We start from the raw sequence: 13,168 nt of genomic DNA on the forward strand, positions 1-13,168 counted from the left end.
CTCGTTGTTATAAGATGCTCGATTTATTGGTCGGCGAATCAATTAAATCCGTGTCTGACACCCAGGAAGCCGTCAACAGAGTAGGAGAAAAATCTCCGTTCTGTTCCCCTATCCCTTGGTTCCGCTTATATGAGACAAACAAATCCACATGCTGGCTTGGACCTAGATTGACAACTGCTCCATGATCAATTGCATTAATTTTAATACCTAAAATGTTGAGTGAAGCAGGCGCAAAAGTCATAGTCACACTCCTTTATAGGTTTGGCAGTCTGGACGTCGAATCGAAGGTAGAGTTAGAATCCAATTGGTCACGGTCATCCACATAACTTCTCGTACCAAGAAAGTTACTTCCATCCCCCATATTTTGACCTAATCCCATATTTTTTTTATCTGAATTATGCCATTCAGCCAAGAGGTTTTGCCCGACATTGATGGCGGAGGCATTCTCGAACGAGTTCACTTTAATGATATTGATATTGATATTGATGTAAGGAACTGGACCTTCCATAAGAACCTCCTCAGCTTTTTATTTCCATATCGTCGTCTTTTGTGTAAAGGAATCTTGTGCATCGTTATCGATTATGGATGTGATTGTAAAGGCCCTGATGGTACCATCTGCCATCTGCTGGCCAAATCCTTGATTTTTTTTTGCAGCCACATTTCTGTTTTGTTTATTCGTCGAATGAAAAGAAACGGCACTTAAATGATCGACATTATTTAATTTCATTCCTTTGATATTCACATTGGTTGGTAAAAAAAACATAGATCAGAGACCTTCCTTTTTTTAAATCCCGGGTACTTAAAGACTATGTTACAACCATGAAAATTATGTTCAGTCATGAATATTCATGGTTAATAAGGCAATTTTTGATTTTCCTCATTTTTCATGAATTGATTCGATCAATCGTAAATACGATGTATATAGAGAGACATAAATTGGACTAGGTATAAATTTCACGAGAACTCACAGGAGGATCCATCATGGATATGAATAAGATCTTACAATGGATGGATTTAGCAAAAAAGTATCAAACGAATGATTTTTGGAATGGAATCTTTGAGCAGCCCTCCTTTGATGAATTTATAAAAAGTAATCTTGATTTTGCCCAGGAAGGTGAATCCAAATCAGCACCCAGGCAAGAAAAAAATTTTCCGCCAACGGATATCTGTCTTACAGATGAGGAGGTTCGTTTGATAGCTGATGTTCCAGGGTTTGTAAAGGAAGATATACAGTTATCTGTCTCAGGAACAAAGCTATTAATAAAGGGAAGCAAAGAAATAATGATGACAGGTGAGGTCATACAACAGGAAAGATTCAGTGGAGATTTCCAACGAATCATCCAGCTACCCGAGCCGCCGATTCCCAATTCTATCCGGGCAAAGGTTAGTAATGGACAGCTGATTGTTTCCTATAAACGGCAATTTCCCAATGTTGAACAGGTGCCAATCGAATAATTGAGCTGCCTTTCGTTTCAACAACAGGGTTATGATTTTTTTAAAAAATAATCGTTTGCGGGGATCCCTTATGATATTCAATCGAAATAATAAAAAGGAACAGCCAATAAGAGACTCAAACGAATTTGACAAGCAAATTTTACGAATCAATACACTTGAGGTCCAAATTAAAAAATTATTGGAATTCGAAAAACAGCTTCGGGTCTCGATGCACGGAACAGCAAAAGGAGAAAAAGCTGAGAGTTTTGGGAAGGAGCAGAAACACCCTACTGCGAATAAGCCCCGACCGGAAATGCCCTCAAGAAATGGGGATGAACGGCAGATAGTTAATGAGCTGTCTCTGAGAATGGAAAAACTCGAGAAAAAAGTACAAGGATTAAGTTCGGCCCAATCTAGTATAAGTACCTACCCCCTATCTTCGGAAAGAAGAGGCATAGAGGAGACACAATTACTAAGATTAGTAGAACAGATGGTTTCGGAAAAATTAGCTGCTGAGCGCAAAAAGATTCAACAGCAAGATGAAAAAATAAGAACTCTTGAAAAGCTAATCTCGCAGGTAATAAATCAAGAAAGTATCCAATTTAGCAGATCCATAGAAAGGAAAATTCACCAACCAGACCAGGACCGGGGAACTTCTATTAATCGTTCCCATGAAGAGAGAGACTCACTAATTAACATGAGAATCCTTGCTCTGGAACAAAATTTTATATTGGTTAATGAGGTACAAGCATCGCTGCTAAAAAGAATGGACGAACTAGCTGAAAAGCAACCTGGGCCGGTAAAAGATTGGGAAGAAACAGAAGGTCCTGCAATCCAAGCGAATCCTTCGAATTATAAAACATTATATATTGATAAACTTTATTTAGAAAAATATGAGCAAAACAACAACTTTGCCCAAATTGGCATCCGTGAACTGAGCGGCGCTCTAAATATCGGAGCAACATATGGAAAAGATGTCATTCCAAAAAAAATAACGGAGCAAGTAAAAGCGGACATGGAAGGATTGAAGGCGGTAAAGGAGGAAATGGAAAAGCAGCAAATGAGTACAGACGAATCGGACAAGCCCCAAACGAATGAGTCATCGTCCGACGATGTAACGTCTATCCCCCTTGAAGAGGAAGAATCCTTTACGGACATCGATATTGAGGATGATTAAAGTGCATGGGGATTAGATAGAAAAATGGCTTAGACAACTCTAAGCCATTTTTATAGTAAATTCAAACCCTTTTATTTTTTTATGGTTGAGATATATTGTTTCACGACTTTATACACATATTCCTGGTTGGCCGCAGCTGTATTAGGATTGTAGGCTCCACCATTTGTTTTATTGTTGGAGAGAATACGAACACCTAAAAACGGAACATCATAGGCATCTGAAATTTGTGCAGCTGCTGCACCTTCCATTTCTTCCACAGAGGTACCATAGTTAGTATGAATCCAATTAATTCGGTCCACTTCATTGTTCCAAAAATCAGCTGATCCAATTGTCCCTTCGACAACCTTACCTTCTGTGTACTGATCTTTTACCGCGTTTGCTGCTGCGAGTAATTGTTTATCTCCTTCATAATAACGAACCTTATTAGCATTGGCATCAGCACCGCTTCCTTCAGACGCCATTAAGTCCATAGGAATCCATTGACTTGGGTCCATTCCTTCGCCTTCCGCTTTGGTTTCCGTTTTTAATGAACCGATGTTGGTCACTCTTTTCCCAAGTACAATATCAAATACGTTTAGGCTCGGATCATGGCCTCCGGATGTTCCTTGATTAATAATCGCGATAGGATCATATTTCTCAATCGCTAAAGCTGTAACAGCTGCTGTGTTTTCCATTCCTTTTCCTGTTTTTGCAACAATAACGGGATAACCATCTAACCTTCCTTTATAGAATACAAAGGTTCCAGACTTTTCTACTTTTACTTTATCTAGTTTCTTGGCAAAATTCTCTGCCTCAATCGGCATAGGACCTTCAATCAGAATAGGCCTCTGAGAACCTTCCACCTTTGTTTCCCTCAGAAATGACGAATTCCAACCTGCAATTATGGCTAATAGCAGGACGGCAACAGCAGCCAATGCCGCAAACTTGTTTAGAAATCTTTTCTCCATTCATAACTCCCCTTTTCTCTAGTTGTTGTTATACTCGTTGATTTTCTATATAGAAAAAGGCCTAGAATAGTAGAACATCGCTACCTTCTAGACCTACGAAGTCAAAGTACCTGTCATTTAGCAAAATGATGCTAAAAACAAAAGCCGTCAGATTCAATCAGCCAATACTTTAACTCGTAGTCTAGTTCTTTATAGGGAACCAGGTAGAGACGCTCAGACCATATTTCCGAGTATATACGAGTGATGTTATTTAAAATTATTACTTTATTAATATAACAAAATTAGAATAGACTTACAACAAAAACATGAACAATCAATACTAAATAACTATAAAATGTTCGTGATTAGAGGGATTCAGAACATAAAACAATAACCACTCAAACAAATTTCACCTTTTTACTAATTTTTTTAAAAATACCGGTGTCAGTTACCCAAGCTTACGTCTTTCAACATTAGAATTCCATTAAAAATGAAATTTTTCTAGAAAATAGGTTTAGTAAATATATAGAGTGGAAGCTACAAAAGGAGGAAAAAAATTCTAAACAAAGGAGGACGCAAATGGCACAAAAGTCAAAGTTGTCTAGACGGAAATTCATCCAAAATTCCAGCTATGCAGCAGGTGGAATCATTGGAGGAGGCCTCCTGGGCAGTCTTGGGGGATTCCTCGGCAAAGAGATTTTTGGACATAAGACTGCTACCACATCCACTACCCAAACAAAAAGTGTTGCCGACGAGTCCTACAACCACGCTTTTATGTATTTCACAAATCCGGCTACATTTGAGGTTCTCAAATCGGCCATCGAACGGATCTATCCTGAAGACGAAAACGGACCAGGTGCAACCGGACTTGGCGTTCATTTCTTCATCGACCATCAGCTCGCAGGCGCCTACGGTCAAAATGCAAGGGAGTACATGCAAGGTCCATTCGCACCAGGCTCTAACTTCCAAGGATATCAGTCGCCACTCAAACGCCACCAAGTATTCGACGTTGGCCTCGACGCCTTACAAACTTACAGTCAAAAGCAATACAAAAAAGACTTCCCAGACATCACAGATGAACAAAAGGACACGACTCTTAAAGCATTCGCAGAAGATAAAGTTCAGCTAAAAGGGGTAACATCCAAAACATTCTTCAGCATGCTCCGGGCACTGACCCTAGAAGGGGTATATTCGGATCCATTATATGGCGGAAATCGAAATATGCAGGGCTGGAAAATGAAGAAGTACCCTGGCAGCCAAATGGCTTATATCCAGCAAATCGAATCGAAAAAGTTCCAATCCATCAAGCCACAAAGCTTAAACAAACATTTTAACCACTCATGATTAATCGGATGACGGAGGATTAGATATGGCGAAACAATTACCGAAAACAGATGTAGTGATAGTCGGTGTCGGCTGGGCCGGTGGAATCATCGCCGCGGAGCTCGGAAAACAAGGACTCAAAGTGATAGGTTTAGAGCGTGGCAGAGAGCGCAGTATCAAAGACTATACCATGATCCATGATGAACTTAGATATGGAATCCGTTACGAATTAATGCAGGATTTATCCAAAGAAACCATCACCTTCCGCAACACGCTTAAAGAACAGGCACTGCCCATGAGGCAGCTGGGTTCCTTCCTTCTTGGCGAAGGCCTTGGGGGTGCCGGTGTCCACTGGAATGGACATACCTACCGCTTCTTGCCTTATGATTTTGAAATTAAAACACAAACGGTCAACAAATACGGTGCAGACAAAGTAAAGGATTTACAGGTTCAAGATTGGGGCATTACCTATGATGAACTCGAACCTTATTATGACAAATATGAAAAAACGGCCGGCATCGGCGGAGAAGAAAATCCATTCGCGGGCAAACGTTCTAATCCTTACCCCAATCCGCCAATGAAGGACACACCCTTAACGGAGCGTTTTAAAAAAGCAGCCAAGAATCTGAAGCTTCATCCATACCAGATGCCATCTGCGAATATGACAAAAGCCTATGAAAATCCATATGGAGCTAAAATGGCGCCATGCCAATACTGCGGTTTTTGTGAGCGGTTTGGCTGTGAGTATGGAGCAAAAGCGGATCCAACGGTTGCGGTGATTCCTTTTGCAAAAAACACGGGAAACTTTGAATACAGAACTTACTCCAACGTAACCCAAATTCTGCATAATGGTAAAAAAGCAACGGGTGTCCGCTACATAGATGTGCAAACAAATGAGGAGTTCGAGCAGCCAGCGGAAATTGTAGTCTTAACCAGTTATGTCATGAACAATGCCCGCCTTCTATTAACCTCGAAACTTGGAAGACCTTATAATCCAAACACAGGAGAAGGCGTCATCGGCAAAAATTATTGTTATCAAATTAACCCCGGGACACAAGGATTCTTTGAGAAGGAAGAGTTTAATACCTTCATGGGCGCAGGAGCACTTGGGGCCTCTGTTGATGATTTTAATGGAGATAACTTTGACCATTCCAACCTTCATTTCATTCACGGCGGATCGATTAGCTTGAATCAATCCGGTTATCGTGCGATTCAGCACAATCCGGTTCCAAGCGATGTACCAAGCTGGGGAAAAGAGTTTAAGCAGGCCTCTCTTAAATATTTTACCCGTTCCATCAATATTGGCGCACAGGGAGCTTCCATGCCGGCCAGAATGAATTATATGGATTTGGATCCAACCTATAAGGATGCCTATGGACAGCCTCTTTTGCGATTGACCTACGACTTTACCGAACAGGATAAGAATCTTTACGACTATATCGGAAAACAAACGGACAAAATTATGAAGGAAATGGGTGCTTCCAAAATCAATGACCGTAAGACACTCGAACATTATGATATTGTCCCCTATCAGACTACCCACAACACAGGCGGCGTGATCATGGGAGCAGACCCCGGATCGTCTGCGGTGAATAACTATTTGCAAATGTGGGATGCTGAAAATGTCTTTGTGGTAGGGGCATCCGCCTTTCCGCACAACAGCGGCTACAATCCGACCGATACCGTAGGCGCCCTTGCATACCGGGCTTCAGAGGGAATTATTAAATACAGCAAGCAAGGCGGAATGTTAGTGTAATTTTTATAAAAAGGAGCTGATAAAATGGGATTTTCAAACATTGGTATACCAGGATTAATCATTATTCTCGTTATTGCATTGGTTGTTTTTGGCCCAAAAAAGCTGCCAGAGATTGGTTCAGCGTTCGGAAAAACATTATCAGAGTTTAAAAGGTCGGCTAAAGATTTAATGGATGACCACGATAAAGACACGGTTTCAAGCGAAGATACTGAAAAGAAAAGCCTGCTAAAAGAGTAAGGAGGAAGGTAAATAGATGCTTTGTAACAACTTCTTCTTGAGCAACTGATTGATTTTCGAAGGTCTTTGCACCGCTCTCTAGTGTTTTCTTCACTTGTCTTGCAGCCTCCCTTCTTTTCAGCAATAAACTGGTCCGATCATCACGATCTCGTGATGATCGGCCTGCTTGATGCTTCCCCTTAGCCGAAAGTGCAAACATAGCTTTTTGGTACGTTATGTTCATTTACTTTGAAATCTTGAATATAGTCTACATAAAACACTTAATTTATGGAGGAATTTAGATGGGATACTATATTCAAGCAGGATCTAACGTATCCATTTATGTAGAAGACATTAATCCTGGCAGCGACAAGGCAATCTTGTTTCTTCATGGCTGGCCTGCGAACCATCAGATGTTCGAATACCAATTTAACTACCTGCCGCAAATGGGTTACCGATGTATCGGCTGGGACCAACGAGGATTCGGAAAATCAGATAAACCATGGGGAGGATATGATTACGACCAAATAGCTGATGATTTGAGGGCAGTTATCGAAGCATTACAGTTACAAAATATCACTCTAGCAGGACACTCTACAGGTGGGGCGATTGCCATCAGATATATGGCCCGCCACAGTGGTTTTGGTGTTACCAAGCTAGTACTAATTTCTGCGGCGGCACCTAGTTTAATACAGCGCCCCTATTTTCCCTATGGCCTTAAAAAGGAAGAGGTAGTAAAAATCATCAACGACACCTATAATGACCGTCCAAACATGCTGAGGGGGTTTGGCGATCTATTTTTCTTTCAACACGTAACTCAAGGTTTCTCTGATTGGTTTTTCCAATTAGGACTTCAGGCCGCAAGTTGGGCAACCGCTGCCGTTGCAAAAGCATGGTTAAATGAAGAAAAACTCTTTTATGATTTAGCACAAATTCAAGTGCCAACACTTATCCTTCACGGGATTCATGATCAGGTTTGCCGCTTCCCCTTAGCAGAGGCACAAAGGCAAGGAATCAAAAATTCTAAACTTATCCCATTGCAAAATAGTGGGCACGGAGCTTTTTGGGAAGAACGGGATAAATTAAATAGAGAATTGGTGCAGTTTATTGGATGAAGTTTTTGTGGGTAGGGGGCATATTTTGAGGTCATTCGACTAAATGATTTTCAATCAAACATTTAATTAAAATCACTAAAATAATAGCTATGAATGGCTTTTTCTTTCAAACTAGTGAAAAAGAAAGTCGAATTGTTCCACTGATTAAATAACAATTTCCCGGAAAATTCTTGGTGTTTTTTAAAAGTTACATTTTTCAACCATTTTCCTAACAATTCTCTTCTAAACAAACGTTTGGTTAAAAATACTCTAACCCTGTGGGAATACTGAATTTGTCACAACTTTCACTTAAGAAAATTGTCGAGAAGTGTCCCCTTTCTTCCAAAAAAAAAACGATTCTCAAGATTATCTTTGAGAGTCGTTTCTAAACAATTCAACTACATATTCCATTTCACGTTTACTGCATGGTTTTAAAGCGAATGCAGAGACAGCCATGTATTTTCCGTAAGTATCAATAAAATTTTGTATTGCTTTTTTCATCTTATTACCCCCTAAAATTTATATCCTTATTATCGTATAAATGGTTTATTTTAACAAAGTAATGGAAAACGGAAACATTCGCCATGAAAACGGAGACATTTCCAATGTAAGCGTGTATTTTATGGTGTTTTCTCATTATTTCGCTGTTTTTCTTCATTTTTTATATTGCAGTCTTTCTTAAGCAAAAATTCAGGTTTCAGGTCCACAATACACTCATGAGGTGAAAGGAATTGACCTTGCCCCTTGATAAATTGTTTACTGCAGTCAATCACAGGGAACACAAAAATTACTCATATTAATGTGCAGAATGTGCACTGTCAAATTCTTATAAAAACATACTAGGAGTGTAATCATATGAAATTTAATATTCGTGGTGAAAATATCGAGGTAACTTCAGCTATTCGTGAATATGTAGAAAAGAAAGTATCAAAGCTAGAACGTCATTTATTTAAGAAACAAGAAGCAAGTGTTTATGTAAACCTAAGGGTAAATTCTGATAAAACTTCAAAAGCAGAAGTGACGATTTCACAGCCGCACCTTGTATTGCGGGCAGAGGAAACCCATATGGATATGTATGCGGCAATCGATCTAATTGTTGATAAGCTGGAACGCCAAATTCGTAAAAATAAAACGAAAGTAAACCGTAAATTTCGTGAAAGAGCTGGAGATGCAGCTATTTTTACTACCGATATAGAAGAGGATGAAATAGAAGATCAGTTAGACATCGTTCGAATGAAGCACTTTGACCTTAAACCGATGGATAGGGAAGAGGCGATTCTGCAAATGGATCTGATTGGCCATAGCTTCTATGTATTCACGGATGCGGATACTAACCAGACAAACGTGGTGTATAAACGTCGAGATGGACGCTATGGTTTAATCGAAGCACGTTAATTATGTCTATAAAATAAGGATTAAAAGAATAATATATGGGTAAACAATAGACAAATAGGAAACTAACTAAGAGGAGAATGGAACATCATGTGTGAGTATACAATCTATGTAACTTATAAAGGTAAACAATATCAAACTAACGTATTAGCTGATAAAAACAAGTCTCAAGAAGAAATTTACCGGATTGGAAAAGAGCAAGTATTGAGACAGTGGGCTATTAACTATTAATCATAGGGAAAAGACTATCAAATGCAGTATTTGATAGTCTTTTTTATTGGGAATTTTTATATAGATTGGTTATTGTCTACCCAATTACACTTTTCCTTCGGCTTTCGGTCGCCAACAAGGCCTCTTGGCTACCCGGTTACTAATTTTCTTAGGCTTTCGGTCGTCAATAAGACCTCTTGTCTACCCGGTTGCTCTCTTGCTTCGGCCTTCGGTCGTCAATAAGGCCTCTTGGCTACCTAGCTGCTCTCTTGCTTCGGCTTTCGGTCGTCAATAAGGCCTCTTGGCTACCTAGCTCCTCTCTTGCTTCGGCTTTCGGTCGTTAATAAGACCTCTTGGCTACCTAGCTGCTCTCTTGCTTCGGCTTTCGGTCGTCAATAAGACCTCTTGGCTACCCAGTTGCTCTTATTCTTCGGCTTACAGTCGTCAATAGGTCTTTTCCCAACAAAACGAATCACGGCTTCATGTTTTTTAACTTTTTCTTCCTAATTATAAGAAACGTGATCAGTTGTACCAGAAACGCACCTATAGAATCAAACAAAAAGACATCCTTAATAGAAGATGTTCTCCCCGGCATAAAGGATTGATGATATTCATCGCTCATGGCATAAATGACCGTTAGGATCCATGCAAGCACATAGGAGAAACGATAAACCTCTAAAGATTTGAATAATAAGAATGAAAGAAAGCCGAAGGTCATAACATGTGCCGATTTTCTTATAATTAGGTTTAACACATCAATCCCTGAAGGGCCCACTGCATTTATGTGTAACGTCACCAATAGATTTTCCAGCGTATTCGAGGTGCTACTCCCTGTTGAAGCGGGCATTTGGGTAAAAATAAATATGACTGCCATCCAAAGAATAGACGCAAGAATCCACCATTTTCTGTTCTTCATTTATGTAACCTTCCTCCATCATCAATAACTTCTATGGTACAACGATTTGACTCAAGAGGACAAGGGAACGGAGCAGATTTGCAGAATGATGACTTTTGCCGGCCCAGCACCAGGGCAGTTTCCGTGCTACAGTTATTAACAAATACAAGTCTTCCGTTTCACACCAATCTTATTGCGTTCCTCGATTTTTTTTATATAAGGAACAGCAAGCGGAACTTTACAGGCGGTATTGCCCATATTGACATGGACCTTTCCGATGGCTTCAGCAGCCCTTATTGCCTCTTTATGTAAACTCATTACATAGGCTCCTACACTAATGACGAAGCCGTTCATTACATAGCGAACCCGATTTTTTTCTTGGTGAATGGTGTTTTCAGCCCTATTGAGCAAGTTGCGGATTTCCTCTATATCCAACTTTTCATCTGGGGTAATTGATAAATAGTTTGCATACGTACTCCAGCCAGAAACGGCAATCATTTCTTCATCAGACTCAATCCATTCACGTGCTAATTCGAGCGCATAGGGGCTTTCTGCAGTCACACTTGCTACCGTATATTCCGCAAGCAAATACCAATTTGCTTTTTCCACCCACTTTTGCAAGAGTTCCTTTGTCATCAATTCGGGATTGACGGAAAGTCCTGCTAAATACATCGCATCCGAATTTCCGGTTTCATATAATGCTAACGCCAACTCTTGATCCTTTTTTACGTGTTTGACGAGCTTTTTTAAATCTCCAACTTTAACTCCAAAAAGGTTCCCGCTGGCCCCATGATTCATATGCGTCTTTTTGGTTTGTACTGAACCCATTTCGGCAAGTTGATCCATGATTTCCTCAACGTTCATAAAACTCCTCCATAACAAATGGTATTTTTATCATTTTACCATTTTATTGAAATGATTTCTTAATTATCAATATAACCATAATAATTAGTTGATAGAATTTTGGAGCTATGGAATAGAGAAAGAATATTATGCTTGGGCCACTTTCCTCTCTCATCTGTCAAAGCGCCGCATGGTTTTCTCCTTCAGGGGTTGAGTCCCTTTCTCATCTGTCGAAACACAGTTCGGTTTCCTCCTTCAGGGGTTGAGCTCCTCTCTCATCTGTCGAAGCTCAGCTCGGATTCCTCCTTCAGGGGTTGAGCTCCTCTCTCATCTGTTGAAGCTCAGCTCGGATTCCTCCTTCGGGGGGTGAGCTCCTTTCTCATCTGTCGAAGCTCAGCTCGAATTCCTCCTTCGGGGGGTGAGCTCCTCTCTCATCTGTCGAAGCTCAGCTTGGATTCCTCCTTCAGGGGTTGAGCTCCTCTCTCATCTATCGAAACACAGATCAGCTTCCTTCTTTGGAGAAAGTGCATCTGACATTATGCACTAAACATAGCAAAAGGACCGTCCGCATGCTGCTGAAGCAAATGAACAGTCCCACTGATTTCTATCCCATTATTTCTTTTCAACCGCACTCAAATCAATAAACGGTGTGGCTCCCCCTGTTACAGTAGGCAGGCGTCCATCCCACTTTTCTAAAGCCTTTTCTTGCACCTCAATTTGTTTCAATTGAATTAACTCTGTAGTGACCTCTTGCTTTTTCAATCTTAATGATTCTGCTTCAGCACCCGCTTGTGTGATTTGCTGTTCTGCTTCAATCTTGATTCTCTCGAGATCCCTCTGGGCCTTCAATGCATTTTGTTCAGCTGTTTGTTTCAATTCAATCGCTTTATTAAACTCCTCACTAAAGGCAAATTCTTTAATATTGATATCTTCAAGAATCATATAATACTTGGTTAACTTCTGCGCCAGCATATCTTTCACTTTCGATGAAACTTCAGGGCGCTTTGAGATCAACTCTTCTGCAGTATATTGAGCTGTTATAGCCTTTAATGACTCAGCTATTGCCGGGTCCACGATACGAGTACGATAATCAAGTCCGATTTCTTGGTACAGCTTGTTAACGGCTCGGGGATCAACCGAATAGTTAACAGCAACATTGGCAGTAACCATTTGTAAGTCCTTTGAGGCAGCGGTCTGCGAACTTTCTTCTTTCTGAACCCGGACCTCCACCTGCTCGACATTTTGAATAAACGGAATTTTAAAATGGAAACCCTCGGTTAAAATGGTCGGCTTGACCGCACCTAATTGCAAAAGAACTCCCCTATGACCGGATGCTACCGAAGTCGCAGAAAAAATGAATAGCACAATCACCACTACAGCAATAACACCGCTTATTATCAATGTTCTATTTTTCATGACGAACCCCCCTTCTTATTAAATATATGAATTAAAGGATGGTACTCATGCTTTGTTTTAAAAAGAGTTAACAAAAGCTTTAAAAACCGAAATTATGGTTCTACGTCAAATGTTGGTCTGAGGAATAGAAGTCAATATATGAAAAAAAAAGAGACTGATTTGATGCTTCTAAAGCATTAAACCCGTCTCTTTGATCATATAAGAGTAATTTAAAAAGGTTAAAATATATGTAAACTGAGCTAGCTAGATCCAAGGCATGACTGAGTCAAAGTCCATTGCCATACTGCTTGGCTATAGCCCCATATTCTTTATAAAATGGGGCGGCTGATGGGAATCGAACCCACGAATGTCGGAACCACAATCCGATGCGTTAACCACTTCGCCACAACCGCCATATGGTGGAGGGGGACGGATTCGAACCGCCGAACCCTGAGGGAGCGGATTTACAGTCCGCCGCGTTTAGCCACTTCGCTACCCCTCCACATT

General features: G+C 40.4%; 16 protein-coding genes, 2 tRNA genes and 1 riboswitch. Of the genes, 8 read left to right on the forward strand and 10 right to left on the reverse strand.

The features are described from left to right. Positions 1 to 7: 7 nt before the first annotated feature. From GXK58_RS21740 to GXK58_RS21750, 3 genes are read right to left on the reverse strand one after another with little or no spacing between them, the layout of a single operon-like run. Positions 8 to 241, reverse strand: coding sequence for a hypothetical protein (locus GXK58_RS21740; protein ID WP_160725279.1), 234 nt, complete (start codon positions 239 to 241; stop codon positions 8 to 10). A 12-nt stretch (positions 242 to 253) separates the two neighbouring features. Then, positions 254 to 508, reverse strand: coding sequence for a hypothetical protein (locus GXK58_RS21745; protein WP_160725280.1), 255 nt, complete (start codon positions 506 to 508; stop codon positions 254 to 256). Between the two features lie 18 nt (positions 509 to 526). After that, the gene (locus GXK58_RS21750) at positions 527 to 763 is read right to left on the reverse strand and encodes a hypothetical protein (RefSeq protein WP_160725281.1); all 237 of its coding nucleotides are present in this window, start codon (positions 761 to 763) and stop codon (positions 527 to 529) included. Positions 764 to 981: 218 nt separating this feature from the next. Between GXK58_RS21750 and GXK58_RS21755 the strand changes: the two genes are divergently transcribed. Then, positions 982 to 1,455 carry an Hsp20/alpha crystallin family protein gene (locus GXK58_RS21755; RefSeq protein ID WP_160725282.1) on the forward strand — a complete coding sequence of 158 codons (474 nt, stop codon included), beginning with the start codon at positions 982 to 984 and terminating at the stop codon, positions 1,453 to 1,455. A gap of 70 nt (positions 1,456 to 1,525) precedes the next feature. Continuing rightward, positions 1,526 to 2,611 (forward strand): hypothetical protein, encoded by a 1,086-nt coding sequence (locus GXK58_RS21760; protein ID WP_160725283.1) that lies wholly within the window; start codon positions 1,526 to 1,528, stop codon positions 2,609 to 2,611. Between the two features lie 71 nt (positions 2,612 to 2,682). Here the strand turns inward: GXK58_RS21760 and GXK58_RS21765 are convergent, their stop codons facing one another. Next, positions 2,683 to 3,558 (reverse strand): 5'-methylthioadenosine/S-adenosylhomocysteine nucleosidase, encoded by an 876-nt coding sequence (locus GXK58_RS21765; protein WP_160725284.1) that lies wholly within the window; start codon positions 3,556 to 3,558, stop codon positions 2,683 to 2,685. 157 nt (positions 3,559 to 3,715) lie between these two features. After that, positions 3,716 to 3,818: riboswitch (purine riboswitch) on the reverse strand. 298 nt (positions 3,819 to 4,116) lie between these two features. Here GXK58_RS21765 and GXK58_RS21770 point away from each other — a divergent pair. From GXK58_RS21770 to GXK58_RS21785, 4 genes are all read left to right on the forward strand, one after another. Further along, positions 4,117 to 4,881, forward strand: a complete 765-nt coding sequence (locus GXK58_RS21770; protein ID WP_160725285.1) for a gluconate 2-dehydrogenase subunit 3 family protein — start codon at positions 4,117 to 4,119, stop codon at positions 4,879 to 4,881. Between the two features lie 25 nt (positions 4,882 to 4,906). Beyond that, entirely contained in the window at positions 4,907 to 6,616 is a 1,710-nt protein-coding gene (locus GXK58_RS21775; RefSeq protein ID WP_160725286.1) for a GMC family oxidoreductase, read from the forward strand. 24 nt (positions 6,617 to 6,640) lie between these two features. Next, positions 6,641 to 6,853: a twin-arginine translocase TatA/TatE family subunit gene (gene tatA, locus GXK58_RS21780; RefSeq protein WP_160725287.1), complete on the forward strand. Its 213-nt coding sequence runs from the start codon at positions 6,641 to 6,643 to the stop codon at positions 6,851 to 6,853. Between the two features lie 281 nt (positions 6,854 to 7,134). Beyond that, positions 7,135 to 7,947, forward strand: coding sequence for an alpha/beta fold hydrolase (locus GXK58_RS21785; RefSeq protein ID WP_160725288.1), 813 nt, complete (start codon positions 7,135 to 7,137; stop codon positions 7,945 to 7,947). A 345-nt stretch (positions 7,948 to 8,292) separates the two neighbouring features. Here GXK58_RS21785 and GXK58_RS27585 read toward each other — a convergent pair whose 3' ends face one another. Next, entirely contained in the window at positions 8,293 to 8,427 is a 135-nt protein-coding gene (locus tag GXK58_RS27585; RefSeq protein ID WP_272928174.1) for a hypothetical protein, read from the reverse strand. A 354-nt stretch (positions 8,428 to 8,781) separates the two neighbouring features. On the opposite strand from GXK58_RS27585, the gene hpf reads away from it, so the two are divergent. After that, positions 8,782 to 9,321: a ribosome hibernation-promoting factor, HPF/YfiA family gene (gene hpf / locus GXK58_RS21790; protein WP_160725289.1), complete on the forward strand. Its 540-nt coding sequence runs from the start codon at positions 8,782 to 8,784 to the stop codon at positions 9,319 to 9,321. A gap of 87 nt (positions 9,322 to 9,408) precedes the next feature. Beyond that, positions 9,409 to 9,549, forward strand: coding sequence for a BA3454 family stress response protein (locus tag GXK58_RS21795; protein WP_160725290.1), 141 nt, complete (start codon positions 9,409 to 9,411; stop codon positions 9,547 to 9,549). Between the two features lie 451 nt (positions 9,550 to 10,000). Here the strand turns inward: GXK58_RS21795 and GXK58_RS21800 are convergent, their stop codons facing one another. The 5 genes from GXK58_RS21800 to GXK58_RS21820 all read right to left on the reverse strand — a co-directional run bounded on the left by GXK58_RS21800 (position 10,001) and on the right by GXK58_RS21820 (position 13,163). Then, positions 10,001 to 10,444 (reverse strand): VanZ family protein, encoded by a 444-nt coding sequence (locus GXK58_RS21800; RefSeq protein ID WP_160725291.1) that lies wholly within the window; start codon positions 10,442 to 10,444, stop codon positions 10,001 to 10,003. 135 nt (positions 10,445 to 10,579) lie between these two features. Beyond that, positions 10,580 to 11,287, reverse strand: a complete 708-nt coding sequence (locus GXK58_RS21805) for a DNA alkylation repair protein (RefSeq protein WP_160725292.1) — start codon at positions 11,285 to 11,287, stop codon at positions 10,580 to 10,582. A gap of 591 nt (positions 11,288 to 11,878) precedes the next feature. Beyond that, positions 11,879 to 12,682, reverse strand: a complete 804-nt coding sequence (locus GXK58_RS21810) for a prohibitin family protein (RefSeq protein WP_160725293.1) — start codon at positions 12,680 to 12,682, stop codon at positions 11,879 to 11,881. A gap of 316 nt (positions 12,683 to 12,998) precedes the next feature. Beyond that, positions 12,999 to 13,074 (reverse strand) — tRNA-His (locus tag GXK58_RS21815). A 4-nt stretch (positions 13,075 to 13,078) separates the two neighbouring features. Next, positions 13,079 to 13,163, reverse strand: a tRNA-Tyr gene (locus GXK58_RS21820). Positions 13,164 to 13,168 lie beyond the last annotated feature (5 nt).

Origin of the sequence: Bacillus sp. USDA818B3_A, from assembly GCF_009928415.1 — a bacterium.
In the GTDB taxonomy this organism is placed as follows: Bacteria; Bacillota; Bacilli; order Bacillales; family Cytobacillaceae; genus Neobacillus.